The sequence below is a fragment of the Micromonospora sp. NPDC048935 genome, from assembly GCF_043197875.1.
Classification (GTDB): Bacteria; Actinomycetota; Actinomycetes; order Mycobacteriales; family Micromonosporaceae; genus Micromonospora.
The window spans coordinates 111,986-137,029 of the sequence record NZ_JBICTZ010000004.1; the positions used below are offsets into that span (position 1 = coordinate 111,986).

Here is a 25,044-nt window from a genome sequence, read left to right on the forward strand (position 1 = left end):
CCCGCCCTACTTGCCGCCGGTCTTCTTCGTGTCCTTGCCACCGGTCTTCTTGGCGCCCTTGTCGGCGTCCGCGGTCTTCTTGGTGGTGGTGGTCTTCTTGGGTGTGGGCTTGTTGCCGGTGGTGGTCTTCTTGGTGGTGGGTCCGTTGTTGGCGTTGCGGGCGTTTTGTTCGCGGAGTTTGCGGGTGCGTTCGGTGACGCAGGTGTCGTAGCCGCCGCATTCTTTGCGGGCTTGGAGGTAGGCGGGGTCGTTGTTGGACTGGTTGGCGCGCTTGGTGCTGGTGGTGATTTTCTTGGTGGTGGTGGTCTTCTTGGGCGTGGTCTTGTTGCCGGTGGTGGTCTTCTTGGTGCTGGGCCCGTTGGTGGTGTTGCGGGCGTTCTGCTCGCGGAGCTTGCGAGTGCGCTCGACGACGCACGTGTCGTAGCCGCCGCATTCCTTGCGGGCTTGGAGGTACGCGGGGTCGTTGTTGGATCGGTCGGCTTGCTTCTTGAGCTTGGTGTCGAGTTCGCGGAGTTTGCGGGTGCGTTCGGTGACGCAGGTGTCGTAGCCGCCGCATTCCTTGCGGGCCTGGAGGTACGCGGGGTCGTTGTTGGATCGGTCGGCCTGCTTCTTGAGCTTGGTGTCGAGCTCGCGGAGTTTGCGGGTGCGATCCGTGACGCAGGTGTCGTAGCCGCCGCATTCCCGGTGGGCCTGGAGGTAGTTGCGGTCGTTCCTGGACCGCTTCGCGATGTTCTCGGCCTCCTCGTACTTGATCAGCGCCGGCCCGATCCGCAGGGCCTCGGTCTGCCGGAAGCCCTTCGAGCTGTCGAAGTCACGCCTGGTCTTCTCCCACGGGCTGCGCTCCGGGTACTCGCGGTAGTCGGCGATGATGCGCTGGCGCAGCGCCGGATCGTCCATCGCGCGGTGCAGCAACTTCTCGTCCTCCGCCTGACCGTGCTTACGGATCTCGTCGGCGATGCCCTGGCCGATCAGCTCGCTGGCCCCGCTGTCGACCCGCGGGCCGCGCGGCCGGAACACCGAGGACCATGGCCGCGTCGCCTTCGGGCCGACGGACTGGGGTCCCTTCGGCGCGGTCCTGGTCGCGCCGGTCGGTGGCTTCTTCGGCCCCTTCGGTTCCTTGGGGCGACGGGCGGTGGTGCCGGAGGCGTCGCCGTCGCCGCCCCTGCGGCGGTCGTAGTCGGCCTTCTCCGCCTCGGCCTCCGCCAGTTCCTTCTGGACGGCGTCGCGCTTCTTTGCCAGCTCCTTCTTGGCGCCCGGCAGAGCACCCCTCCGCTCGGCCCTGGCCAGTTCACGGTCCAGATCCTTGAGCGTGTTCCGCAGCCGATTGACGTTCCCGTCGTAGTCGGGCTTGGTGGGCGTCGCATCGCGGAGGTTGCGACGGTTGTTGGCCACGTCCTTCCGCTTCTGCGGCAACTTGGCCGCTGCCTTGGCCCGTTGCTTCGGCGAGCGGGTGGTGTCCGTCGCGATCTCCGTCAGCCTCTTCAGCTCTCGTTCGCTCTTCGCAAGCTTCTTGTTCAGGGCCGTAACGCGCTTCTGTGACTTGCGGTAGACCGCCTCGCCGTCTTGGAGCAGGGGGTAGAGGTCCTTCAGACCGAAGCCGGTCTTGCCCTCCGCCACCCACCCCTGGACCCTGTTGATGACCTGGTCCGCGATGATCTTCTTCATGTAGTTCGGGTCGTCCGGGGTCGGTGAGCCCAGGGCCGAGATGTCGTAACCGAGTTGCGCGAGCATCCGACGGGCTCGCGACATCGCGTTGCGGGATTCGGTCGGGTCCGGCGTCGGACTGGCCGCCGCCGGGCGTTCGTCCGGTTCTCCGGGGGCAGCCGACGCCGCCGGGGCCGGGGCGACAAGCATGAGGCTCGCCGCGACGGCGACCACCGCGACAAGCGGCACCAGCCAACCGCGCACCACCGCCGCCCACCGCGCCAACATCCAGCCGGTCCGCGTGGAACGGCATTCCGCACGCCTGGTACCCATCACTGCCCTCCAACTTTCGCCTGCCACGGTCACCCGCCGCCCAGGGCGGCCGGCCGGCCCGGATCACGACCGGGCCGGTGGGCGCCGACGTCGCGGCCGGCGCTCACTCGTTCCATGACAGCCGTGACCATCACGTCCGGGAAGAGCAGCCGCGGGTCGGGACAGTCCCGGACAGCCCGGGACGGGGGCCGGAGCAGGCGAGGGACGGGTCGGGAGGTGACCGGGTCAGACCCGGCTTCAGCGGCCGTCGCGGGGAGCGAAGACGGCGAGCGCCTCGGCGTCACTGTGCCGGGACCGCAGGTATTCGTTGGCCCACCCGGCGGCGTCCGGGAAGGTCGAGTCGGCGGCCACCCGGGCGCAGGCGGCGTCGACATCGAAGCGGGTACGGCGAAGCTGCACGCCGGGTCCGAGCAGCGCCCAGTACGCTCCAGCGCCGCCGTACGGCATGCCGATGCTGCCCGGGTTGACCACCAGACGTCGGTCGACCAGCCGGGTGAAGGGCATGTGGGTGTGGCCGCAGACCACGGTCGTCACCTCGGCCGGCACCTCGGCGAACACCTCCGCCCAGCGCTCCATCCGGGTGTCGACGAGGACGACCTCCTCGTCGTCGCGGGGGGTGGCGTGGCAGAACAGCACCGGGCCCAGGCCGTCGATCTCCAGGGTCACCGTCAGCGGGAGCACGGCCAGCCGAGCCACCTGGTCATCGCGAAGCTGCTCGGCGGCCCAGTTCGACACCTCGATGGAGGCGGGGCGGCCGGCGCGGGCCTCGACGAGCTCCCGGTCGGCGTTGCCGCCCACCCAGCAGACCCGGTCGCCGAGAGCAGCGAGCAGGTCCAGCACCTCGACCGGTTGTGGACCGGCCGCGATGTCCCCGGTGAGCACGATCAGGTCGGCGGTGGCGACATCCGGTTCGGCCAGCACGGCCTCAAGTGCGGGCAGCACCGCGTGGATGTCGGAGAGGACAGCAACCCGGTCCGGCATCAGCCCATCCTGGGCGCCGGCCCTGCGCCGGGTCCAGCGATTCCGCTACGGGCAGACGACGAAATCCGGCCCGGCCCGCATGTCGCGGGCCGGGCCGGAACGTCATGGGCGCCGGGGTGGTGGCCCCGGCGCGCCGGATCAGACGCGGGCGCGCCGGGCGAGGCGCTCCGGGTCCAGGATGATGATGCTCTTGCCGTCCAGTCGCAGCCAGCCGCGCGAGGCGAAGTCGGCGAGCGCCTTGTTGACCGTTTCCCGGGAGGCGCCGACGAGCTGGGCGATCTCCTCCTGGGTGAGGTCGTGGGTCACCCGCAGGACGCCACCGTCGCGGGTGCCGAACCGACCAGCCATCTGGAGCAGGTTCTTGGCGACCCGACCCGGCACGTCCGTGAAGATCAGGTCGGCGAGCGAGTCGTTCGTCCGTCGCAGCCGCCGGGCGAGCACCCGCAGCAGTTGCTCGGCGATCTCCGGCCGGTTGGCCAGCCACGGCCGCAGCGCCTGCTTGCGCAGTCGTACGAGCCGGGTGTCCGTCACCGCGGTGGCGGTCGCCGTACGCGGACCCGGGTCGAAGAGCGACAGCTCACCGACCATGTCCGACGGCCCCATCACCGCGATCAGGTTCTGTCGGCCGTCCGCTGCGCGGCGACCAACCTTGATCTTCCCGGACAGCAGGATATAGAGACTGTCACCGGGCTCGCCCTCATTGAAAACGATCTCGCCCTTGCGGACCTCGATCGTCTCCATCTCCTTGGCGAGCGCCTCGGCAGCTTCCGGGTCGACACCCTGGAAGATCCCGCTGCGGGCCAGTACCTCGTCCATCGCGCACCTCCGGTTGCGCGTGCCGTCCGTCGGCCGGGGCCGCCGTCCGCTGATCCCCTCGCGCGCCGCCAAGTCTAGGCGCACATGAGCTTGAATCCGAGGTCGCCCCTGGAATCTTGATCGTTGGGCGTAACCTGCCCGACGTGCTAAGCGAGCCAACTCTGACCAGTCGTGTCGAGGACGGGCGGGACACACCGCTGCTCGTCTGGCGCGCCGACGGGCCCCTGCGGGCAGTCAGCAGTGGCCCCCTCGGCGGTGGGATCGGGGCCCGGCACTGGGTGCTGAACGCGACAGTGCCGATGTCGTACGACCGGGACGACCCGGCCACCCACCTGGCCGCGCTCGCCGCCGGCCTCGCCCTCGACGGGCCGGGCGTCGGTCTGCTGACCGGCGTGGACGTGGCCGAGGTGGTGACGCGGACCGACACCGGGGTGCGGGCCTGGGCGACGGTCGGGCTCGGCACGCCGGTGCTCGCGGCCGCGCCCGCTCCGCCCGCGCTCGCCGAGCGCGTCGGCACGGTCAACATCGTGGTGTACGTGCCGGCCCGGCTCGCCGACTCGGCACTTGTCAACGCGGTGGCCACGGCGACCGAGGCGAAGGCCCAGGCGATCAGCGAGCTGGGGCTGCCGGGGACCGGCACGCCGACCGACGCGGTCACCGTGCTCTGCCCCGTCGACGGACCGGAGGCCGCGTACGGCGGGCCTCGCTCCACCTGGGGTGCCCCGCTCGCCCGGGCGGTGCACGCCGCGGTGCTCGCCGGGGGTGTCCGGGCGGTCGTGCCCTGGTCAGAGCAGGTGCCGGGCTGAAATTTCGACCGATCGGCTGTCGTCGGCGAGTTTAGAGCCCGGTAGGGTCGCGAGCGATGTATGCTGCCGCCCCCGTCGTGTCCCGCCCGCGTCGCCGCGTCGCCCTCGGCCTCGCCGCGCTGCTGGCCAGCCTGCTCGTCGGCGGCTGCGGTGACCCCGGAGGCGACGCCTCCGTCTGGCAGCCTGGTGCCGGCGGCGGCACCGGCGCGCCGGTGACCACCGCCGACCCGCAGGGGCCGGCAGCCTCCGCTGACCGCGCCGCGATCTCGCTCTCCGCCACCGGCGACATCATCATGGGCAACGCGCCGAGCCGGCTGCCCGCCGCCGGAGGCAAGGGCTTCTTCAACTCGGTCACCGAGGCCCTCAGGGCGGATCTGGTGATGGGCAACCTGGAGGAGCCGCTGACCGTGGACACGGGCACCGGCAAGTGCGGTGCCAACTCCACCCGCTGTTTCCAGTTCCGGGCCCCACCGGAGTACGCCGCCCACCTGCGCGACGCCGGCTTCGACCTGCTCAACCAGGCCAACAACCACGGCAACGACTACGGGCCGAAGGGCTACGAGAACACCCGGCGGGCGCTGGAGAAGTACGACCTGGAGCACACCGGCGCACCGGACCAGATCACCGTGGTCGACGTCAGGGGTGTCAGGGTCGCGGTGGCCGGCTTCTCGTCGTACGTCTGGTCCAACAGCCTCGTCGACATCGCCAGGGCGAAGACGGTGGTCGCCAAGGCCGCCACCATGGCCGACCTGGTCGTGGTGCAGGTGCACATGGGTGGCGAGGGCGCGGAGAAGACCCGGGTGAAGCCGGGCACGGAGATGTTCCTGGGCGAGAACCGGGGCGACCCGGTCAAGTTCTCGCACACCATGATCGACGCCGGTGCGGATCTGATCGTCGGGCACGGGCCGCACGTGCTGCGCGGCATGGAGTTCTACCGGGGCCGGCTGATCGCCTACAGCCTCGGCAACTTCGCCGGCGGCGGCAACTCGCTGAGCAACGACGGCCGGCTCGGCTGGGGCGGCGTGCTGAAGGTGTCGCTGAAGCCGGACGGCAGCTGGGCCGGTGGCTCGTTCACCTCGACGTACATGAACGACTCCGGTAAGCCGACGATGGACTCGAACGACCGGGGTCTGGGCCTGATCGGCGACCTGAGCCGCAGCGACTTCCCGAAGAGCGGCGCCCGGTTCGACGGGCAGGGAAACATCTCCCCGCCGGCCGGCGGCTGACCCGAGGAGGAACATCCGGGGTGCGACGTAGGCTGACCGTCGTGACCAGTAGTCCCCCCGGTGCCAGCGAGACCGACCTCGGGCGCAAACGCCGCGCCCGCAAGATCGGCCGGGTGCTGGCCGAGACGCATCCCGACGCGCACTGCGAGTTGGACCACTCCAGTGCCCTGGAGTTGTCCGTCGCCACGATCCTCTCCGCCCAGTGCACGGACAAGAAGGTCAACGAGGTCACCCCGAAGCTCTTCGCCCGCTACCCGAGCGCCGCCGCGTACGCCGGAGCCGACCGCGGCGAGATGGAGGAGCTGATCCGGCCGACCGGCTTCTACCGAAACAAGACCGACTCGCTGATCAAGCTCGGCCAGGCGCTTCTCGACAGGTACGACGGCAACGTCCCCGGCCGGCTCGCCGACCTGGTGACGCTGCCCGGGATCGGCCGCAAGACCGCCAACGTGATCCTCGGCAACGCCTTCGACGTTCCCGGCATCACCGTCGACACGCACTTCCAGCGGCTGGTCCACCGGTGGCGGCTGACCGGCGAGACCGACCCGGTCAAGATCGAGCACGCGGTCGGCGCGCTGTACGACAAGCGTGACTGGACCATGCTGTCGCACCGGATCATCTTCCACGGGCGACGGGTCTGCCACGCCCGTAAACCGGCCTGCGGCGCCTGCACACTCGCGAAGCTCTGCCCCTCGTACGGCACCGGCCCGACCGAGCCGGCCGCCGCCGCGAAGCTGCTCAAGGGCCCTCGGGCGCGCGACCTGGCGGTGGCCGCCGGGGTCGATCCGGAGCTGGTGCCCGCCCAGGCGGTCGCCGCGGAGGTGCCGTGAACCGCCGCCACGGTGCGGGTGCGACGAGCCGGCGTCTCGCCCTGGTGATCCTGCCGCTGCTGCTGACCGTCACCGGGTGCACCAGCGGCGCGACCGGCGACGACCCGGCCCCCGGCCCGGCCGCCGCCGAGCGACCCTCGCCGTTCCGGGACTGCGCCACCCTGAACACCGCACCCGCCGCCGCATCCCCCGGCTCTTCCGGCACGGCGACCCCTGGCGCGGCGGCGTCCGGCGCGGCGGCGTCCGGCACGGCGACCCCTGGCGCGGCGGCCTCCGGCGCGGCGACCCCTGGCGCGGCGGCGTCCGGCGCGGCGGCGTCCGCCGGTGGTGGGCAGGCGCTGCCGGAGCTGACGCTGTCCTGCTTCACCGGCGGTGCCCCCGTCGCCCTGCGGGACGTGGCCGGGCCTGCGGTGATCAACGTGTGGGCGTCCTGGTGCGGGCCGTGCCGCAAGGAGCTGCCCGCCTTCCAGCGACTCAGCGAGCGGACCGCCGGACGACTCCAGGTGGTCGGCGTCAACACCCGGGACAGCCGGGACGGCGCCCAGTCCATCGGCGAGGACTTCGGCGTACGGTTCCCGATCCTGGTCGACCAGGGCGACGCGGTGCAACGGGAGTTGAGGCGCAACGCCTTCCCGCTGACCCTGTTCGTCGACGCGCAGGGCCGGATCCGGCACGTGGACGCCACCGGGGCACTCGACGACGCCCAGCTCGCCAAGCTGGTCCGCAAGCACCTCGGTCTGGCGGTGCCGGCGTGACCCGTCGACCGCCCGAGTGGATCGAGCCCCTGTTGACCCGGCTCGGCACCGCCCGCGCCGAGGACTTCACCCGCCTGACCACCCCGGCCGAGGGCGGTCGGGAGAGCGCCGTGCTGGTGCTGCTCGGTGAGCAGCCCGGCGCCGGGCCCGACGTGCTGATCCTGCAACGTGCCGCCACCCTGCGTACCCACGCCGGCCAGCCGGCCTTTCCCGGCGGCGCGGCCGACCCGGAGGACGCCGACGTCCGCGCCACCGCGCTGCGGGAGGCGAACGAGGAGGTCGGCCTGGACCCGGCCAGCGTGACCGTGCTGGCCGAGCTGCCGAAACTGTGGATCCCGGTCAGCGACTTCGTGGTCACGCCGGTGTTGGCCTGGTGGCACGACCCGCACCCGGTGCACCCGCGGGAACCGGCCGAGGTGGCGCACGTGGCCCGCCTGCCGGTGAGCGAGCTTGTCGACCCGGCCAACCGGCTGCGGGTCCGCCACCCGAGCGGCTGGATCGGTCCGGCGTTCTCGGCACGCGGGATGCTCGTCTGGGGCTTCACCGCCGGGGTGCTGGCCACCCTCCTGGAGATGGGCGGCTGGGCCCGTCCGTGGCCGCGCGGTCGGGTGGTGGAGCTGCCGCCCAGCGGTGCCACCCCGGCACCGTCGGCGGGCACCGACGAGGCCGACGAGACAGCCCTGCGCTGACCGCAACCTCACTTTCCGCAAGCGATGGTCATCCGGCGGGCGCACTGCCCGTACGCTTGACCCGTGTCCGTCGTGGATCTGCTGCTGCTCCTGCTCATGCTTCTGTTCGCGATCAGCGGATACCGTCAGGGCTTCGCCATCGGCATCCTGTCGCTCGCCGGCTTCTTCCTGGGTCTCCTGCTGGGTCTCCAGCTCGGGCCGCTGTTCGCCAGGCAGTTCGTGGATCCGGTCGCTCGGGTGTTGATCTCGCTGGTGGTGATCTTCGGGTTGGCCGTGATCGGGCAGGCGCTGGCCGGCTGGCTCGGCTCACGCCTGCGTAAGACGATCACCAGTGAGGTGGGCAGGCGGGCCGACGACATCGGCGGGGCCGTCGTCTCACTGCTCGCGGTGCTCCTGTTCGCCTGGCTGATCGCCGTGCCGTTCGGCTCGTCCGCGGTGCCCTGGATCGCCGCGGCGGTGCGCAACAGTGCGCTGATCACGGTGGTCAACCGGGTGCTGCCCAACGAGGCCCACGACCTCACCACGGCGTTGCAGGACACGCTCGACACCGACGGGTTCCCGGACGTCTTCGGTGACCTCGCGCCCACGCGGGCCCGGCAGGTCGACCCGCCCGACCCGGCACTGGCCGGCTCGCAGGTGGTGGTCAACGGTCAGCGGTCGGTCGTCAAGGTGCTCGGCTCCGCGCCCAGCTGCTCACGCCGCATCGAGGGCTCCGGTTTCGTGTACGCCGACGACCGGGTGATGACCAACGCGCACGTCGTCGCCGGCACCCGCTCGGTCGCCGTGGAGTTGGGCGGCGAGCGGTACGACGGCAAGGTGGTGGTCTACGACCCGGACCGGGACCTGGCCGTGCTACTCGTGCCCGGGCTGCCCGGCCCGTCCCTGCGGTTCGCCGCCGGCAACGCGGGCAGCGGCTCGGACGCCATCGTGCTCGGGTTCCCGCTCGACGGTCCCTACAACGCGCAGTCGGCGCGGGTCCGCGACGTCGACCAGATCACCGGACCGGACATCTACTCCGCCAAGGACGTGACCCGGGAGGTCTACACGATCCGGGCGTTGGTCCGCAGCGGCAACTCCGGGGGGCCGCTGCTGTCCGCCAACGGCCTGGTCCTCGGCGTGATCTTCGCGGCGGTGGCCGACGACCCGAACACCGGCTTCGCGGTGACCGCGGCCGAGGCCCGCCCGGTGGCGCTGGCCGGTGCCGAACGCAACCGGCAGGTCGGCACCGGCGAGTGCACCTGAACGTCGAGCGGGCTCAGCCGGGGGCCGGGACGGTTCGTCGCCCGGTCGGCAGCTCCGCCCGTCCCCACCGCAGCCCTCGGTCCAGCACCGCACGGGCCATGATCGCGACGCAGGTGCCGCCGTTGAGGAAGGACGCCACCACGTCGCTCGGGTGATGCATCCCCCGATACATCCGGGTCAGCGCCACACCCAGCGGCACCATCAGCAGCAGCGTCCACCAGGCGACCTTCGCGCCGGTGCTGCGCACCCGCAGCGCCATCAGCACGGCGATACCGACATAGAGCGCGACTGCCGCCGAGGTGTGCCCGGACGGGAAGCTCGACGTGGGCGGCGAGACATCCATGTGCTCCACCGCCGGTCGTCGCCTGTCGATCGCCAGCGTGGTCAGCAGGAACACCAGCGCCTGGGCGGTCACCGCCGCGCACAGGAACAGCGGCTCCCGCCAGCGGTTCAGCCAGAGCCGCAGCGCCAGCGCCACCAGGACGGTGACCACGACGATCATCTGGGTGCTGGCCAGTGTGCTGAACACCAGCGAGACGGTGTTCCAGCCGGCGGTGCGGTCGCCGGCGAGTTCCCGGTTCACCGCGTCTTCGACGGTGAACGGCCAGGTCCGTACGAGCACCCGGGTGACCAGCAACCCGAGCAGCACCATGACGCCGAACAGGAGGGACACCGGCAGCAGCACCCGCCGGATGATCTGGACCACGGTGTCGGACATGAGTGCGCCAATACCCGGTGGACCTCCTCGGCACGCCTCAGGCCGCCCCGGGGTGCCGCTCGACCTCGGGAGCAACGCCGTCGCGGGCCGGCTGGACCGGCCGAAGGCCGGTGTGCGCACGCCAACTGGTGAACGCGGCGGTGGTGGCCGCGACCACCGCCACACCGAGCAGCCAGCCGCCCAGCACGTCGCTGGTGAAGTGCACGCCGAGCGCCACCCTGCTCAACCCGGTCACGATGGTGAGCAGCAGTGCTGCGACCCAGAGCGCGGCCCGCCCCAATCCCCGGCCGGCGTACGGCAACAGGACCAGCAGCAGCACCCCGGCGGTCAGTGTGGCGTTCAGCGCGTGACCCGACGGGAACGAGTAGCCGGCCGCCCGCGCCACCGGGTCCAGCAGCTCCGGGCGGTCTCGGCCGACGAGCAGCTTCAGCAACGGGCCGAACGACCCACCCACCACCATGGTGGTGGTCGCCCAGAGGGCCAGCCGGCGGGCTCCCCGGCGCAGCAGCCAGATCACCAGGAGCAGGGTGACGGCCCGCAGCGGCATCGGCGCGAACAGCTCGCTCCAGATCCGCATCAGCACGACCCAGGCCGGATGGTCGAGCGCGTACCCGTGCAGCGCGGCGGTGACAGCCGTGTCCAGCCGGTGCAGCGGCGCCCAGGCGCCGAGCACCAGCAGCGCGAGCAGCGCGAAGGGCACCAGCACCAGGAACGCCGCCGTCGCGGCGAGGGTCAGCCGCAGCCCCAGCGAATGGTCCGGGTCGAGTCGGCGGTGCCGCCAGGACGGGTGTCGGGCGGTGCCGAGGGTACGTGGGCCGGGCGCGTTCATGCGAACCGTTCTACCCCAGCGACCGGCCGGTCAGGCCTCGGTCAACGGGACCGCTGACGGAGTCGGCGCACCAGCAGGGCAGCGCCGCCGGTCAGGGCGACGAGGAGCACGAACCCGGTCCACAGTTGCTCCGGTGCCGACGTGTCCTGGCCGCCCGCCGCCCGGGCCCTCCACCGGGTCTGCTGATGGGGAGCGGCGAGACCGAGCGGATCGCTGCCGGCGCCGGCCACCGAGTCGTCGGCCGCGCCGGGAGCCGCGCCGAAGCCGGTCACACCCGGCGACGTCTGGTCGTCGAGCGGGTTGGCGGTCACCGGCGGCACCTGGGCGGTCAACGCGGCGACCGGGTCGACCATCCCGTACCCGAAACGGTCGTCCCGACCGGTCGGACCGAGATCCCGGGCGGTGGCCAGCAGGCGGTTGACCACCTCACCCGCGGGCATCTGCGGATAGCGGGACCGGACCAGCGCGGCGGTGGCCGCCACCAGCGGTGCGGCGAAGCTGGTGCCCTGCACCCGCCAGTACCCGTTCGGGGATTTGGCGCCGACCAGCCCGGTGGCGGGGGCGCTGAGCACCGTCGCCCGGCCGGTGATCGAGCCGGACCACAGGTTCTCGCTGCTGCGCTCCAGGCCGGTGACCGCGATGACGCCCGGCTCACGGGCCGGATACCACACCTTGGTGCTGGTGGAGGTGGCCAGGTTGCCGGTGCAGGCGATGACGACCACGTCCCGGACGAACGCGTAGTCCAGGGCGGCCGCCAGGGCCGGGCTGTCACCACTGCCGCCCAACGACAGGTTGATCACGCGGGCGCCGTGGTCGACAGCCCAGCGAACCCCCTGGGCGACGATGAGCGCGTCGTCGTAGCGGTTGTCCTCGTCGAGCACCCGGACCGGCAGGATCCGCGCGTCCGGCGCGAGGCCGACCACGCCCCGCTTGTCGTCCTTGCGGCCGGCGATCAGACCGGCGACAGTCGTGCCGTGCCCCACCGGATCCGGGCCCGGCCCCCCGGCGGGGCCGACCAGATCCTGACCGGGCAGCACCTGACCGACCAGGTCGGGATGACTGCCATCCACCCCGGAGTCGACCACGGCGACTGTCACGCCCCGGCCGGTCGAGCTGCGCCAGGCGGTCTCGGCCTGCAACTCGTCGAGCTGCCACTGCTCGTCACGGACCTGGTCGGTGCGGGCGACGGTGTCGCCGGGGGCGAACGCGAGCGGCGCGCCGGCAAGCTGCCCGCCACGGCTGGGCGCGGTGACGGGCACGGCCGCCGCGGTCGGCCCCACGACGACGAGCGCTGCGGCCACACCGAGCAACGCCCGGACGGTCGCCCGTCGGGCCGCCGACGGACCGCTGTGCCGCACCCCTGTCACATCCCCAGCCATTCATCCCGACGGAACCATGACGATCGGAGATTACCGGTTTCCCCACCCGTCACGGGAAGAACCGGCGAGTCAGGTCACTGTGGCGGCAGTTGGGCGAGCTGAACGAGGCGTACGCCCTCCCGTCTGGTGACCAGCCGGCCACGCCCCGGCGGCAGCGGTCCCGGTCGCACCGGGCCGACGAGTGCGCCCTCCTCCGGGCTGCCCGCCATCACCAGGCCGGCGGTGGACAGTTCCCGCAGCCGTTGCACGATCGGCTCGTACTGGGCGCGGCCCGCGCCACCGGACCGGCGCGCCAGCACCAGGTGCAGCCCGACGTCCCGCGCGTGCGGCAGGTGCTCCTCCAGCGCGCGCAACGGGTTGGCCGGTCCGGCCGCCACCAGGTCGTAGTCGTCCACCAGCACGAACAGCTCCGGCCCGGACCACCAGGACCGGTCCCGTAGCTGCTGCGGGGTGACCTCCGGCCCCGGAGCCCGCCGCTCCAGATAGCCGGCGGCCGACTCGACCAGGTCGGCGGTGTGCGCGGCAGCGGTGCCGTACCCGATCAGGTGCGGCGTCTCGATGGCACCGAGCAGGCTCCGCCGGTAGTCGACAAGGATCACCCGGGCCTGCTCGGGAGTGAACCGGGTGATGATCGACGTGGCCAGCGCCCGCAGGAACGACGACTTGCCGCACTCCGAGTCCCCGAAGACCACGAAATGTGGCTCGGTGGCGAAGTCGAGCACCACCGGACGCAGGTCCGCCTCCGCGATCCCGATCGGCAACCGCAGGCCGCTCGTCGCGGCGAGGTCCAGATCGGCGTACGGCAGCACGGGCGGGAGCAGCCGGACCCGGGGCGCCGGTGTGCCGTCCCAACTGCCGGCGACCCGCTTGACCAGATCGGCGGTGTCCCCGATGGCGGTGAGTTGGGGCAGCGCGGTGAGGAAGTGCAGGCCCTCCGCTGTCACCCCCCGACCCGAGCGCTCCGGCACGTTGGCGGCGGCACGCCGGGCCACCAGCGAGTCGGACGGGTCACCGAGGCGCAGCTCCAGCCGCGAGCCGAACAGGTCCCGGATCGCCGGACGGAAGTCCAGCCAGCGCAGCGCGGTGGCGACCACGTGCAGCCCGTACGACAGGCCCCGGGTGGCCAGGTCGGTCACCAACGGTTCCAGGTCGTCGTACTCGCCACGGACCGTACTCCAACCGTCGATCACCAGGAACACGTCACCGAAGGGATCGGCCCCGGGCGGGCTCGTCGGCCCCGCAGCGGCCCGGCGCTGCCGGTACACGGCCATCGACTCCACGCCCAGCTCCGCGAAGCGGCGTTCCCGATCGGCAAGCAGGGTGGTCATCTCGCCGACGGTGCGTCGTACGGCGGTCGGGTCGGCCCGACCGGTCACCCCGCCCACGTGCGGGAGGTCACGCAGCGCGGCCAACCCGCCGCCACCGAAGTCGAGGCAGTAGACCTGCACCTCGGCCGGGGTGTGGGTGAGCGCCAACGCGCAGATCAGCGTGCGCAGGGCCGTGGACTTGCCACTCTGCGGCGCGCCGACCACCGCGATGTGCCCGGCGGCGCCGTCCAACGCCAGCCAGAGCAGGTCGCGGCGCTGCTCCAACGGCTTGTCGACGACGGCGAGCGGCACGCCGAGTGCGCCGTGCAGCTCCGGGTTGCCCACGGTGAGCCCGCGCTTCGGGTCCACCTCGACCGGCCCGAGCAGCTCGTCCAGGGCCGGTGGCTGACCGAGCGGCGGAAGCCAGACCTGGTGCGCCGGCGGGCCCTGCCCGACGAGCCGGTCCACCAGCAGGTCGAGCAGGGTCTCCCGGTCCTCCTCCTCCGCCACGACGGGCACGACCGGGGTCGCCGGCTCGGGCACCGGCACGACGTGGGTGGTGAAGGTGAGCAGCCGGGCGCCCCCCTCGGCGGTGACGCCGGCCGTCGCGGTCCGCCGGCGGACGGCGCCGGAGACGTACGCGGTCCTGAACCGGGCCAGCGGGTCGGTGCCGGCACGCAGGTAGCCGTGACCCGGCGAGCGGGGCAGCTCGTGCGCGTCCGGCACCCCGAGCACGGTGCGCGACTCCAACGCGGAGAAGGTACGCAGACCGATCCGGTAGGAGAGGTGGGTGTCCAGCCCGCGTAGCCGCCCCTCCTCCAGTCGCTGGCTGGCGAGCAGCAGGTGCACGCCGAGCGACCGGCCCAGCCGGCCGATCTGCACGAACAGGTCGATGAAGTCGGGCTTGGCGGAGAGCAACTCGGAGAACTCGTCGCAGATCAGCAGCAGCGACGGCAGCGGAGCCAGTGGGCTGCCGGCCGCCCGGGCCCGCTCGTAGTCGCGCACGCTGGCGAAGTTGCCGGCGCGGCGCAGCAGCTCCTGGCGGCGGACCAGCTCCCCGTTGATCGCGTCGACCATCCGGTCGACGAGGGGCAACGCGTCGGCCAGGTTCGTGATCACGGCCGCGGTGTGCGGCAGCCGGTCGAACGAGGCGAAGGTGGCGCCACCCTTGAAGTCGACGAGCACGAAGTTGAGCTGTTCCGAGCTGTGTGTGGTGGCCAGGCCCAGCACCAGCGTGCGCAGTAACTCGGACTTGCCGGAGCCGGTCGCCCCGATCAGTAGGCCGTGCGGGCCCATCCCGTCCTGGGCGGACTCCTTGAGGTCCAGCTCGATGGCCCCGCCGTCCGCGCCCACCCCGATCGGCACCCGCAGCCGGTCCCGTGCCGAGCGCGGCAGCCAGCCCTGCTCGGCGGTGAAGCTCTCCGGGTCACCGAGCCCGAGCAGTTCGGGAAGGCCCAGGTCGGCCTGGAGCGGGGCGTCCGGTCCGCGTGCCGCGCCGGCGAGCCGCAGCGGCGCCAACCGTCGGGAGATCGCCTCGGCGTCGGCGAGGTCGAGCTGGTCGGCGGTGCCCACCTCGGCGTGCCCGTCGGACGACCACGAGTGCAGCCGTCGGCCGTGCAACTCCAGTAGCAGCGCGTACCTGTCGAGCAGCCGCGGCGGCGGGGTGTCCAGGTCCAGCACGGTGACCGCGTCGATGCCGCCGTCACCGGTCAGGTCACTGGCGCCGGTCAAATCGCCACCGTCGAGGACCACCACCACGTGCGGGCCGTCGGTGGCCGGCCCGGCCGGGCTGAACCGCGACCGGCTGGCCAGCACGTCGGCCAGCAGCCGCTCCAACTCGGCGGCGGAACTGGTGACCAGGCGTACCGGGCCGAGCGCGTCGGTGCGGCTCGGATGGTGCGCGTGCGGGAGCCATTTCACCCACTCCCAGCAGGCCCTGCGTTCGGGCCCGGCGCAGACCGCGACGAGCAGCTCGTCGGGGGCGTGGAAGACCGCGAGCTGGGTCAGCACGGCCCGGACCAGCGACTGCGCCGCCGGGTCGCCGGTGGGTGGCCCGCCGGTGGTCTGGGTGCCGCCCCCACTCCGGGCGGCGGACCGCACGTGCACCCGGGCGAAGCTGCGCAACGACAGGGCCACCGGCAGGTCCGGCACGACGGAGTACGCGTCCAGGAAGCGACGCAGCGCGCCCGCGGTCATCGGCTCCAACTCCTCCAACGGCCGGGTGACCGGTGGAACGAGCGGGGTGGCCAGCGTCTGCGGCCCGACGGCGACCCGCACCACCGCGAAGTCCGGGTCGGCGGGCCGCCGCTCCCAGACCCGGTGACTGTCCACCGTCGACCAGAGCCCGCCCGGGTCCGGGTGCCGGTAGTAGAGCCCGGCGCGCTGCTGTCCCGCGGTGCGGCGGACCCGCCGCCGCAACGTGGCCAGGTGGCGCAGGTACTCCCTGCGGGCGGCCATCATCTCGGACTTCTTCGGTGTGCCGGAGGCGCTGCCCCACGAGGTCACCAGCATCGCCAGCGAGGAGAGCCCGAACATCCCACCCACCACGTACGAGTAGGCGCCCCCGCCCCGGCCGAACATCATCGCCATCGCCACCGTGCCCCCGAGCATCGGCAGCAGCATGAGCATCTGCTGCCACCGCCCGCCGGCCACCACGGGGATCTCCGGCGGCGCCTCGACCGGCAGTTCACCGGCGGGGATCTCCGGTGCCGGTCGACGCGGCGGGCGCTTGATGACGACGGTGGACAACCGGCCTCCTGACAGCGCTGGGTAACCCGAACCGGACTCATGGTAGGTAAAGTCCTGTCGTCCGCGCAGCCTCAGATCCCCCTCGATATGGAGACCAGTCGATGACTACCGGGCTGGCCCGCGTCACCATCAGCGCGCCGCAACGACGGCTGGACGTCGCCCTGCCGGAGCAGGTGCCCCTGGCCGAGTTGCTGCCCGACGTGCTGAGACACGCCGGTGTTGGGCTCGCCGACGACGGCGAACAGCACGGCGGCTGGGTCCTGCGCCGCACCGACGGCGCGCTGCTGACGACCGCACAGGCGCTGCTGCCCCAGGGCGTCCGCGACGGTGAGGTGCTGCACCTCGTGCCGGCCCGCGCGCACTGGCCCGAGCTGGAGTACGACGACGTGGTCGAGGCGATCGCCGACGGCGCCCGCCGCCGCGGCGGTGCCTGGTCGCCCACGGCCACCCGGGCCGCTGGTCTGGCCGGTGCCGCCGTCCCGCTCCTCGTCGGGCTGCTCGCCCTGCTCGTCGGCGGCCCCACCCACCGGGCCGGCTGGCTGGCGGCCGCCGTGGTGGCGCTGCTGCTCACCGTCGCCGGCACGGTGGCCTCCCGCGCCAACGGGGACGGCACCGCCGGGGCGACGCTCGGTGGCTACGCGCTGCCGTACGCGTTCATGGCCGGCGCCCTCGCGGTCGGCTCCGGCGACCCGGTCGGGCCCTTCGGGCCGGCCCGCTGGGTGGGCGCACCCGAGCTGCTGGCCGGTTCGGTGGCGCTGCTGCTGGTGGCGCTGATCGGCCTGCTCGGGGTGGCCAGCCGACTGCGGGTCTTCGTGGCCGGTGTCACGGTCGGCCTGCTCGGCACCGGGGCGGCGCTCGGTGGGCTGCTGCTGACCCCGGCCGGTACGGCGGCGGTGCTGCTCAGTGCACTGGTCTTCGCCATCGGCGTGATACCGCTGCTGGCCATCCGGCTGGGCAAGCTGCCCCTGCCGCCGATCACCCTGCCGACCTCGACCCCCACGGAAGGGCCGGGGCGGGACCGGGACCTGCCGGACCGGGGCCGGGTACACGCCGCGGTGACCCGCACCGAGGAGGTGCTCACCGGGATGTTGATCGGGCACGCGCTGCTGGCGGTGGCCGCGGCGGTCGTACTCGGCGTCACCGGCGCGACGGCCGGCCGGGTGCTGCTGGCGGTCACCTCGGCCGTGCTGCTGCTGCGGTCGCGGTTGTTCGTGGCACTGCGGCACCGGGTGTCGACGGTGCTCGCCGGGCTGGCCGGCTACGCCGTGCTGGGCGCGGTGCTTGTCGACCGGGCCGACGACGCCGGGCGACTGGCGCTGGTCCTGGGCGGCGCGGTGCTGGCCCTGGTGGCCGCCGCCGGCGGCACCGGATATGCCCGCCGGCCGGTCTCGCCGTACCTCGGGAGGGTCGCGGACCTCACCGACACGGCCCTCGTGGTCGCCGTGGTGCCGATCGCGTGCGCGGTGCTCGACCTGTACGACCGGGCCCGGGGGCTGCTCGGTTGAGCGGCCCCCGGGCCCGGTGCGTCAGCGGTCGTCAGTGGGCGGATTCGCCGCGCGCCTCGGCGTCGCGGGCCCGCTGGTAGGAGGCGTGGATCTCGGCCTCGGCCTCGGTGCGGCCGACCCAGGTCGCGCCCTCCACCGACTTGCCGGGCTCCAGGTCCTTGTACACCTCGAAGAAGTGCTGGATCTCCAGCCGGTCGAACTCGCCGAGGTGGTGGATGTCGCGCAGGTGCTCCTGGCGAGGGTCCTCGTAGGGCACGCAGAGGACCTTGTCGTCCCCGCCCTTCTCGTCGGTCATCCGGAACATGCCGATGGTGCGGCAGCGGATCAGGCAGCCCGGGAAGGTCGGCTCGGGGACCAGGACCAGCGCGTCCAGCGGGTCGCCGTCCTCGCCCAGAGTGCCCTCGATGAACCCGTAGTCGGCCGGGTATTGAGTGGAGGTGAAGAGGGTGCGGTCCAGCCGGATCCGGCCGGTCTTGTGGTCCACCTCGTACTTGTTCCGGTGACCCTTGGGGATCTCAACCGTCACGTCGAAATCCATCTGCACGCTCCCTCGTCTGCCCACGCTGGCTAACGGAACCACTGACGGCCCCTCCGGACAGGTGAATGCCCACCCGCCGACTCCGGCCGCCGCATAGTCTTCGGACCGAAGTAGTGTCACCCAAGCCGATTTTCGCTGGGGGAGGAGGGGGTCGTGGGGAGGGAAGATTCACACTACCGCCCGGACAGGGGCTCCGCGCACGGTACCGGACGATCCGGATCCGGTGGTGCCACGGGGAGGGTCCCGGTGCCCGAGGCCCACCTTCCACGGACTCCCGAGCCAGCGACCCCGGCCCCCGAGCCAACCCCGCCGCTGCCCTGGCGCCCGCCGGCCGGCTCGCCGCAGCCCACCCCGAACAACGGCCGCTTCCCGGTCGTCGGCGGTGACCGGCCGACGAGTGGCCCGTCGCGCGGCAGCGCATCCGTCCCGGTGAACCCGGCTCCGCCCGGCCCGTCGCGCGGCAGCGCCTCGGTCCCGGTGAGCCCGGCTCCGCCCGGCCCGTGGCCTGGCCCGACCGCCGGTGGCGCCGATGTCCCACCGCTGGGTCCGCCGGTCTCCGCGTTGCCCTCGCCCGCCGATGCCGCGCCGGCACCCACGCCGGTCGCCCCGGCTCGTCGGCGGCGGCTGCCGGTGGTGTTGGCCGTCGTTCTGCTGTTGGTGCTCGTCGGCGTCGGCGTCGGCGTCGGCGTCGGCGTTGTCCGGCCCGGTCCGGTCGCCGGATGGCTGGGCGACGACGCCGGGTCCGCGCCGCACGCGGCTGGCGTGACCCCCGAGCCGGATCCGGCGGACGTGCTGCCCGGCCCAGACCCGAACGCCGCGCTGCCCACCCCGGACGGGGTTCGTGCCGCGCTCGACCCGCTGGTGGGGGCCGCTGCCCTGGGCTCGCGGGTGAACGTCTCGGTGGCCGATGTCATCTCCGGCCAGACGCTGTTCGGCAAGGGGGCGGACGACGGCACCGTGCCCGCCTCGGTGACGAAACTGGCGACGGCGGTGACGGCGCTGGCCGCCCGAGGACCGGGCTATCGGATCCCCACCCGCGTGGTGGCGGGCACGAAGGCCGGCGAGGTGGTGATCATCGGTGGCGGCGATCCCACCCTCGCGATCAACAAGAAGGGTTACTACCCGGGAGCGGCGCGGCTCGACGATCTGGCCGCCCAGGTGCGGACGGCGCTCGGTGGCACCACCCCGACCAGTGTCACCGTCGACGGTTCGGTCTACTCCGGTCCGGTCTACGGCCCGGGTTGGGACGACGACATCCCCACCGGCGGATCCGGCGGCGCGGTGACGGCGTTGATGACCGACGGCGCCCGCCGGGACCCGGGCGTCGCACACGGAGCCGCTGAGCGGTTCGCCGAGCCGGACCTGGCCGCCGGTAAGTCGTTCGCCCGGCTGCTCGGTGTGCCGTCCGACGCCGTGAGGCGTGGCACGGCCCCGGCGCCCGCCGCGGCCGGTGGCACCCCGGCGGCCGGCACCGAGCTGGGGGTGGTGTTGTCTCCGCCGATGATCCGGCTGGTCGACATCATGATCAGCGAGAGTGACAACCTGGTGGCCGAGGCACTGGCCCGTCAGGTCGCGTTGGCCCGCAACCAGCCGGCCTCGTTCGACGGCGGCGCTGCCGCGATGGACGCGGAGGTGGCCGAGCTGGGCCTACCCGCCGACGAGATCACCCTCTCCGACGGCAGCGGTTTGTCCCGCAACAACCGGATCAGCCCGTCGTTGCTGACCGACCTGATCCGACTGGCGGCGAGCCCGGACCATCCGGAGTTGGCAGGTGTCTTCGGCGGTCTGCCGGTGGGCGGCTGGTCCGGGACTCTGGGTGAGCGCTACCGCAATACCGCGGGCACCACCGCCGGGGCGGGAAGCGTGCGGGCGAAGACCGGCACACTGACCGCCGTGCACTCCATCGCGGGCCTGGTCACCACCGCCGATGGTCGGCTACTCACCTTCGCGGTGCTCACCGACCAGGTGCCGGGCGGGAAGGAAACCGCCCAACCGGCGCTGGACCGGATCGCCGCCGCACTGGCGAGCTGCGGCTGCCGCTGACCGGGGCCTCCGGCCTCCGTCGGGGCCGGCAGCGCGGTCGATCGGGGGCGCGAGCCCGGGCCGGGGTGTCGCGGCGCGGGTACGGTGGGTCCATGGCGCAGTTCGTGGACTGGGATCTGGCCGCCGCCACCGCGGGGGCGTTGAGCAAGTCTGGCCCCCGCGTGTCGTATGCAGAGGCCACCGACGTGGTCGGCGACCTGCGTCGGCTGACCGACGAGGCGGCCGGGCACGTGGCCGACTACACGGGGCTGCGGGCGCAGGTGGCGCATCCGCCGGTCCGGGTGGTCGACAGGCGTGACTGGGCCGCGACGAACATCGCCGGTCTGCGCGAGGTGATCACTCCGCTGGTGAGCCGACTGTCCGGCGACAAGCAGCCGGGCGCGTTGACCGAGGCGGTCGGGTCCCGGCTGACCGGGGTGCAGGCCGGCACGGTGCTGGCCTACCTCTCCGGCCGGGTGCTCGGGCAGTACGAGGTCTTCTCGGCCGACCCGGGCCAACTGCTGCTGGTCGCCCCGAACATCGTCGAGGTGGAGCGCAAGCTCGGCGCCGACCCCCGGGACTTCCGGCTCTGGGTGTGCCTGCACGAGGTCACCCACCGGACCCAGTTCACCGCCGTCCCGTGGATGCGGGGTTACTTCCTCGGCGAGGTGCAGGCGTTCGTTGACGCCTCGTCCAGCGGGAGTGAGCACCTGGTCGAGCGGTTGCGGCGCGGCGTGGCCACGTTGTCCGAGGCGGTCCGTGACCCGGAGAGCCGCACCAGCGTGCTGGACATCGTGCAGACACCGGCGCAGCGGGCCGTACTGGACCGGCTCACCGCGTTGATGACCCTGTTGGAGGGGCACGCCGAGTTCGTCATGGACGGCGTCGGCCCACAGGTGATCCCGAGCGTGGGGCAGATCCGGGCGTCGTTCAACCGACGCCGGGAGGCGGGCAACCCGCTGGAGAAGGCCATCCGCCGGCTGCTCGGGGTGGACGTCAAGATGCGCCAGTACGCCGAGGGACGCAAGTTCGTACACGGCGTGGTGGAGCGGGTCGGCATGGACGGGTTCAACTCGATCTTCAACTCGCCGCTCACGCTGCCCCGGCTGTCCGAGTTGGGTGACCCGGATGCCTGGGTGGCCCGGGTGCACGGCCCTGCCGGCACCGTTCCGGCCGCTGGCTGACGACCCAGCGGTGGCCGCGCTCGCCCCACCGGTGGCCGCGATCCGGGTGGCGGTCCGCCGCTCCCTGACCGGTCTGCCGTCCGGTGGGCCGGTGCTTGTCGCCTGTTCCGGCGGAGCCGACTCGCTCGCCCTCGCGGCGGCCACCGCGTTCGTGGCGCCCCGGCTGGGCCGCGCCGCACTGCTCGTCACTGTCGACCACGACCTGCAGGCCGGCTCCGCGGAGCGTGCCGAGGCGGTGGCCGCCTGGGCTGCCGAGTTCGGGTTCGCGTCGACGACGGTGGTGCGGGTGGAGGTGGCCGGGCGTCCGGGCGGGCCGGAGGCGGCGGCCCGGGAGGCTCGTTACGAGGCGCTGACCGAGGTGGCCCGGCAGCAGAACGCCGTCGCGGTGCTCACCGGGCACACCCGCGACGACCAGGCGGAGACGGTGCTGCTGGCGCTCGCCCGGGGCGCCGGCCCACGAGGGCTGGCCGGAATGCCCGCCCGCCGGGACCTGGGCGGGGTGCCGCTGCTGCGCCCGCTGCTGGAGATCGGTCGGGAGCAGACCCGCGCCGCGTGTGCCGTGCTCGGGCTGAGCCCGTGGCAGGATCCGCACAACACCGACCCGTCGTACGCCCGCTCCCGGGTGCGGGCCGACCTGCTGCCGGCGCTGGTACGGGCGCTCGGGCCCGGCGTGGTGGCCAACCTCGCGCGTACCGCCGGGTTGGTGGCGGCCGACAACGCCGCGCTCGACGAGGTGGCGGCGACGGCGCTGGCTGCGGCCCGGTGCCCCGACGGAGGGCTCTCGGTGCCCGCGCTGGCCGGTCTGACTCCCGCGGTGCGTGGCCGGGTGCTGCACTCGTGGGCGCGTGAGCTGGGTGCCCTGCCGGGAGCGCTGTCGCACCGGCACGTCAACGCCCTGGACGCCCTGGTCACCGACTGGCACGGTCAGGGCCCGACCGATCTGCCCGGGGGTTTTCGGGTGCTCCGCCGCGGCGGCCGGCTGTCGCCGCTGAGCGCCGGCTGATTCGCCGCCGGTCGACGCCTCGAACGCATCCCGCCGAGGACCCGCCCCACCACCCTGCGGGCCCTTTGCTCTGCACCCGCCCACGCGCCAGTTACGGACCGTGCGCGGTGCGCGGGCGGGTGCAGAGCAAAGGCGGCGCGGGTGGTGCATCGGTCGGCCGCCTGCCCGGCTCATCCGGCGGTACGAGCCGGTGCCGAGGGCCTCAGCCGCTGTGTGCCCGGTCCCGGAAGGTGGTCCGGTAGCTGTGTGGCGTGGCGCCGACCCGGCGGGTGAAGTGGTGGCGCAGCGCCGCGGCGTCGCCGAAGCCGGCCTGGTCGGCGACGGCCTCCACGCTCAACGGGGTCTCCTCGAGCAGCCGCCGGGCGAGCAGCACCCGTTGGTTGGTGAGCCAGTCGTGGGGGGTGGTTCCGGTCTCGGCGCGGAAGCGGCGGGCGAACGTGCGTGGTGCCATGCCGGCGCGGGCAGCCAGCTCCTCCACGGTGGTCGTCCGGTCCAGGTGCCCCATCAGCCACTCCAGCACCGGCTCCAGGGTGGGCGCCTCGGGCGCCTTCGGGATGGGTGCCTCGACGTACTGGGACTGGCCACCGTCGCGGTGCGGCGGGACCACCATCCGCCGGGCCAGCCGGGTCGCGGTGGCCGAGCCGTGCTCCTGGCGGATCAGGTGCAGGCAGGCGTCGATGCCGGCGGCGGTGCCGGCGCTGGTGAGCAGCCGGCCGTCCTGGACGTAGAGCGAGTTGCAGCGCACCCGGGCGCGTGGGTGCCGGCGTTGCAGTTCGTCCACGTACCGCCAGTGGGTCGTGCACTCCCGGTCGTCGAGCAGCCCGGCCTCGCCGAGCAGGAAGGCCCCGGAGCAGACGCTGAACAGGTGCGCCCCGCGGGCGTCGGCCCGGCGGAGCGCGTCGAGCACCGATCCCGGGACGGTGGTGCCCTGGCTGTGCGCGGGGATCGCCACCAGGTCGGCCTCCTCCAGGGGGTCGAGGTCGGCGTGCGGGGTGAGGTGGAAGCCGGACGAGGTGCGGACGGGCCCGCCGTCCGGGCTGCACAGCTGGAAGCGGTAGCCGGGAAAGCCGTCGGCCGTGCGGTCGGAGCCGAACACCTCGGCGAGCACGCCGAGCTCGAAGGGGGCGACCTGGTCGAGGACGAGGACGGCGACGTTGCGCAGCATGTGACGAGGGTAACCACAGTGGTGGCAGTAAATCGATGCTCAGTGGCATCACTGCCACTGTCTGATCGGGGCGAGTGGTCGGAGACTGGTGTCAGCCCGGTGCGCACCGGCGGCGAAACCGACAGCAATCATGCGAAAGCGAGTGCCGCCATGGAGTTCCTGTTCTTCCTCCTGTTCCTCGTCCTGCTCGTCGCCGCCTCGGCGGCCGGCCTCACCGCCGACAGTCACGATTCGGCCGACTGGAAGCCCAGCGACGGCGGTCGCCGCTGGCGGTCACGCACCAACTGATGCGATTAGCATTATTTGCGCAGAAAATCCCGGGCGGGACTGCGCCAAAAGGTGCGGCCCCGCCGACGGAGGCCATCCGACGTACGGCAGGCTAGGAGTCATGGCTGACGGCTCCTGGTACGACGCCGACATCGACCACGTGATCATCTCGGAGGCGCAGATCCGCGAGAAGACAGCGGAGCTGGCCAAGCAGGTCTCCGCCGACTACTCCCACGTGACTGACGGCCTGCTGCTGGTGTGCGTACTCAAGGGTGCGGTGATGTTCATGGCCGACTTCGCCCGGGCGCTGGGCCGCAACGGCCCCCCGGCCGAGCTCGACTTCATGGCCATCTCCTCGTACGGCCAGGGCACCACCTCGTCCGGGGTGGTCCGCATCCTCAAGGACCTGGACCGGGACATCGCCGGTCGGCACGTGGTGGTCGTCGAGGACATCGTCGACTCCGGGCTCACGCTCTCCTGGCTGCTGCGCTACCTGGAGTCCCGCTCGGCGGCGAGCGTCGAGGTCGTCGCGCTGTTCCGCAAGCCGGACGCGGTCAAGGTGCCGGTCCCGGTCAAGTACGTCGGCTTCGACATCCCCACCGAGTTCGTCGTCGGCTACGGCCTGGACTTCGGTGAGCGCTACCGGGAGCTGCCCTACGTCGGGGTGCTCAAGCCCGAGGTCTACGCCCGCTCCTGACGCCCGCCGCGCTCCCCCGGGGGAGCGTGAGGTCGACTCGCATCGGCCTCCATCAAGCCGACGTTCAGCGCGCTCTCAGTTGTTGCGGCTACCGTGGACCCGGTGGCCCGGAGGTTACTCCGCGCCCGACCCCTCTCGGCCGCTTGACCGGGCCGTCGGGTGGCCGGGACGGACTCCCCGCCACGCCGGTTTCCAGCCGGACCCGCCGTACGCGGGTCGCGGGGCTGGTGGGCCTGCCCACGGTGCGTGCCATCGATATCAAAGGTGCGCCGAGTGCGGGGCTCGCGAGCTCGCTCCTCGCGTACACGGTGTACCGTCGAATGACCGCGGCGCGGCAGTTTTCGCGCCTCGGGGTCGAGG

Annotated in this window: 21 protein-coding genes; 12 read left to right on the forward strand and 9 right to left on the reverse strand. The window is 72.8% G+C overall.

Translation table 11 applies throughout. The features are described from left to right. Positions 1-6: 6 nt before the first annotated feature. The 3 genes from ACGFIW_RS13745 to ACGFIW_RS13755 all read right to left on the reverse strand — a co-directional run bounded on the left by ACGFIW_RS13745 (position 7) and on the right by ACGFIW_RS13755 (position 3,774). Positions 7-1,977, reverse strand: a complete 1,971-nt coding sequence (locus tag ACGFIW_RS13745; protein ID WP_393314326.1) for a hypothetical protein — start codon at positions 1,975-1,977, stop codon at positions 7-9. A gap of 237 nt (positions 1,978-2,214) precedes the next feature. Then, entirely contained in the window at positions 2,215-2,958 is a 744-nt protein-coding gene (locus ACGFIW_RS13750; RefSeq protein WP_393314329.1) for a metallophosphoesterase family protein, read from the reverse strand. A 138-nt stretch (positions 2,959-3,096) separates the two neighbouring features. After that, a complete protein-coding gene (locus ACGFIW_RS13755) occupies positions 3,097-3,774 on the reverse strand; it encodes a Crp/Fnr family transcriptional regulator (protein ID WP_110563686.1) in 678 nt (225 codons plus the stop codon). A gap of 143 nt (positions 3,775-3,917) precedes the next feature. Here ACGFIW_RS13755 and ACGFIW_RS13760 point away from each other — a divergent pair, with 143 nt between their 5' ends. The 6 genes from ACGFIW_RS13760 (at position 3,918) to ACGFIW_RS13785 (ending at position 9,322) form a co-directional block, all read left to right on the forward strand. Continuing rightward, entirely contained in the window at positions 3,918-4,580 is a 663-nt protein-coding gene (locus ACGFIW_RS13760; protein WP_393314332.1) for an adenosylcobinamide amidohydrolase, read from the forward strand. 56 nt (positions 4,581-4,636) lie between these two features. Beyond that, the gene (locus ACGFIW_RS13765; protein WP_393314335.1) at positions 4,637-5,806 is read left to right on the forward strand and encodes a CapA family protein; all 1,170 of its coding nucleotides are present in this window, start codon (positions 4,637-4,639) and stop codon (positions 5,804-5,806) included. A gap of 41 nt (positions 5,807-5,847) precedes the next feature. Further along, complete coding sequence (gene nth / locus ACGFIW_RS13770; RefSeq protein WP_357554594.1) at positions 5,848-6,636, forward strand: endonuclease III; 789 nt, start codon at positions 5,848-5,850, stop codon at positions 6,634-6,636. Continuing rightward, entirely contained in the window at positions 6,633-7,391 is a 759-nt protein-coding gene (locus ACGFIW_RS13775; RefSeq protein ID WP_393314338.1) for a TlpA family protein disulfide reductase, read from the forward strand. Before nth ends, ACGFIW_RS13775 begins: the two co-directional genes overlap by 4 nt. Next, complete coding sequence (locus tag ACGFIW_RS13780; protein WP_393314341.1) at positions 7,388-8,080, forward strand: NUDIX hydrolase; 693 nt, start codon at positions 7,388-7,390, stop codon at positions 8,078-8,080. Before ACGFIW_RS13775 ends, ACGFIW_RS13780 begins: the two co-directional genes overlap by 4 nt. 63 nt (positions 8,081-8,143) lie before the next feature. After that, on the forward strand, positions 8,144-9,322 hold the full coding sequence (locus ACGFIW_RS13785) for a MarP family serine protease (RefSeq protein WP_393314343.1): 1,179 nt from the start codon (positions 8,144-8,146) through the stop codon (positions 9,320-9,322). A gap of 13 nt (positions 9,323-9,335) precedes the next feature. On the opposite strand, the gene ACGFIW_RS13790 is transcribed toward ACGFIW_RS13785, so the two are convergent. The 4 genes from ACGFIW_RS13790 to eccCa all read right to left on the reverse strand — a co-directional run bounded on the left by ACGFIW_RS13790 (position 9,336) and on the right by eccCa (position 16,303). Then, complete coding sequence (locus tag ACGFIW_RS13790; protein WP_393314346.1) at positions 9,336-10,040, reverse strand: phosphatase PAP2 family protein; 705 nt, start codon at positions 10,038-10,040, stop codon at positions 9,336-9,338. A 37-nt stretch (positions 10,041-10,077) separates the two neighbouring features. Beyond that, positions 10,078-10,869: a phosphatase PAP2 family protein gene (locus ACGFIW_RS13795; RefSeq protein ID WP_393314349.1), complete on the reverse strand. Its 792-nt coding sequence runs from the start codon at positions 10,867-10,869 to the stop codon at positions 10,078-10,080. A gap of 41 nt (positions 10,870-10,910) precedes the next feature. After that, the gene (mycP, locus tag ACGFIW_RS13800) at positions 10,911-12,248 is read right to left on the reverse strand and encodes a type VII secretion-associated serine protease mycosin (RefSeq protein WP_393314351.1); all 1,338 of its coding nucleotides are present in this window, start codon (positions 12,246-12,248) and stop codon (positions 10,911-10,913) included. A 74-nt stretch (positions 12,249-12,322) separates the two neighbouring features. After that, positions 12,323-16,303 (reverse strand): type VII secretion protein EccCa, encoded by a 3,981-nt coding sequence (eccCa, locus tag ACGFIW_RS13805; RefSeq protein WP_393314354.1) that lies wholly within the window; start codon positions 16,301-16,303, stop codon positions 12,323-12,325. A 101-nt stretch (positions 16,304-16,404) separates the two neighbouring features. Here eccCa and eccD point away from each other — a divergent pair, with 101 nt between their 5' ends. Beyond that, positions 16,405-17,808, forward strand: coding sequence for a type VII secretion integral membrane protein EccD (gene eccD, locus ACGFIW_RS13810; RefSeq protein WP_393314357.1), 1,404 nt, complete (start codon positions 16,405-16,407; stop codon positions 17,806-17,808). 31 nt (positions 17,809-17,839) lie between these two features. On the opposite strand, the gene ACGFIW_RS13815 is transcribed toward eccD, so the two are convergent. Then, a complete protein-coding gene (locus tag ACGFIW_RS13815; RefSeq protein ID WP_109816465.1) occupies positions 17,840-18,346 on the reverse strand; it encodes an inorganic diphosphatase in 507 nt (168 codons plus the stop codon). A gap of 561 nt (positions 18,347-18,907) precedes the next feature. On the opposite strand from ACGFIW_RS13815, the gene dacB reads away from it, so the two are divergent. The 3 genes from dacB (at position 18,908) to tilS (ending at position 22,555) form a co-directional block, all read left to right on the forward strand. After that, positions 18,908-20,389: a D-alanyl-D-alanine carboxypeptidase/D-alanyl-D-alanine-endopeptidase gene (gene dacB / locus ACGFIW_RS13820; RefSeq protein ID WP_393315280.1), complete on the forward strand. Its 1,482-nt coding sequence runs from the start codon at positions 18,908-18,910 to the stop codon at positions 20,387-20,389. Positions 20,390-20,481: 92 nt separating this feature from the next. Then, the gene (locus ACGFIW_RS13825; protein WP_357075570.1) at positions 20,482-21,552 is read left to right on the forward strand and encodes a zinc-dependent metalloprotease; all 1,071 of its coding nucleotides are present in this window, start codon (positions 20,482-20,484) and stop codon (positions 21,550-21,552) included. Positions 21,553-21,562: 10 nt separating this feature from the next. Beyond that, positions 21,563-22,555 (forward strand): tRNA lysidine(34) synthetase TilS, encoded by a 993-nt coding sequence (gene tilS, locus ACGFIW_RS13830; RefSeq protein ID WP_393314360.1) that lies wholly within the window; start codon positions 21,563-21,565, stop codon positions 22,553-22,555. A gap of 202 nt (positions 22,556-22,757) precedes the next feature. Here the strand turns inward: tilS and ACGFIW_RS13835 are convergent, their stop codons facing one another. Continuing rightward, positions 22,758-23,720 (reverse strand): GlxA family transcriptional regulator, encoded by a 963-nt coding sequence (locus ACGFIW_RS13835; protein ID WP_393314363.1) that lies wholly within the window; start codon positions 23,718-23,720, stop codon positions 22,758-22,760. 150 nt (positions 23,721-23,870) lie between these two features. Between ACGFIW_RS13835 and ACGFIW_RS13840 the strand changes: the two genes are divergently transcribed. Together ACGFIW_RS13840 and hpt are read left to right on the forward strand one after the other, a co-directional pair. Then, positions 23,871-24,008, forward strand: a complete 138-nt coding sequence (locus ACGFIW_RS13840; protein ID WP_357554605.1) for a hypothetical protein — start codon at positions 23,871-23,873, stop codon at positions 24,006-24,008. A 100-nt stretch (positions 24,009-24,108) separates the two neighbouring features. Beyond that, positions 24,109-24,684, forward strand: a complete 576-nt coding sequence (hpt, locus tag ACGFIW_RS13845) for a hypoxanthine phosphoribosyltransferase (RefSeq protein ID WP_179781302.1) — start codon at positions 24,109-24,111, stop codon at positions 24,682-24,684. The last annotated feature ends 360 nt before the right edge of the window (positions 24,685-25,044 follow it).

What these genes read in the sequence shown, in the direction of transcription:
- ACGFIW_RS13745 (WP_393314326.1), bottom strand. Translation starts at nt 1,977, where the DNA reads ATGGGTACCAGGCGTGCGGAATGCCGTTCCACGCGGACCGGCTGGATG.
- ACGFIW_RS13750 (WP_393314329.1), bottom strand. Translation starts at nt 2,958, where the DNA reads ATGCCGGACCGGGTTGCTGTCCTCTCCGACATCCACGCGGTGCTGCCC.
- ACGFIW_RS13755 (WP_110563686.1), bottom strand. Translation starts at nt 3,774, where the DNA reads ATGGACGAGGTACTGGCCCGCAGCGGGATCTTCCAGGGTGTCGACCCG.
- ACGFIW_RS13765 (WP_393314335.1), top strand. Translation starts at nt 4,637, where the DNA reads ATGTATGCTGCCGCCCCCGTCGTGTCCCGCCCGCGTCGCCGCGTCGCC.
- ACGFIW_RS13790 (WP_393314346.1), bottom strand. Translation starts at nt 10,040, where the DNA reads ATGTCCGACACCGTGGTCCAGATCATCCGGCGGGTGCTGCTGCCGGTG.
- ACGFIW_RS13795 (WP_393314349.1), bottom strand. Translation starts at nt 10,869, where the DNA reads ATGAACGCGCCCGGCCCACGTACCCTCGGCACCGCCCGACACCCGTCC.
- mycP (WP_393314351.1), bottom strand. Translation starts at nt 12,248, where the DNA reads ATGGCTGGGGATGTGACAGGGGTGCGGCACAGCGGTCCGTCGGCGGCC.
- eccD (WP_393314357.1), top strand. Translation starts at nt 16,405, where the DNA reads ATGACTACCGGGCTGGCCCGCGTCACCATCAGCGCGCCGCAACGACGG.
- ACGFIW_RS13815 (WP_109816465.1), bottom strand. Translation starts at nt 18,346, where the DNA reads ATGGATTTCGACGTGACGGTTGAGATCCCCAAGGGTCACCGGAACAAG.
- ACGFIW_RS13825 (WP_357075570.1), top strand. Translation starts at nt 20,482, where the DNA reads ATGGCGCAGTTCGTGGACTGGGATCTGGCCGCCGCCACCGCGGGGGCG.
- ACGFIW_RS13835 (WP_393314363.1), bottom strand. Translation starts at nt 23,720, where the DNA reads ATGCTGCGCAACGTCGCCGTCCTCGTCCTCGACCAGGTCGCCCCCTTC.
- ACGFIW_RS13840 (WP_357554605.1), top strand. Translation starts at nt 23,871, where the DNA reads ATGGAGTTCCTGTTCTTCCTCCTGTTCCTCGTCCTGCTCGTCGCCGCC.
- hpt (WP_179781302.1), top strand. Translation starts at nt 24,109, where the DNA reads ATGGCTGACGGCTCCTGGTACGACGCCGACATCGACCACGTGATCATC.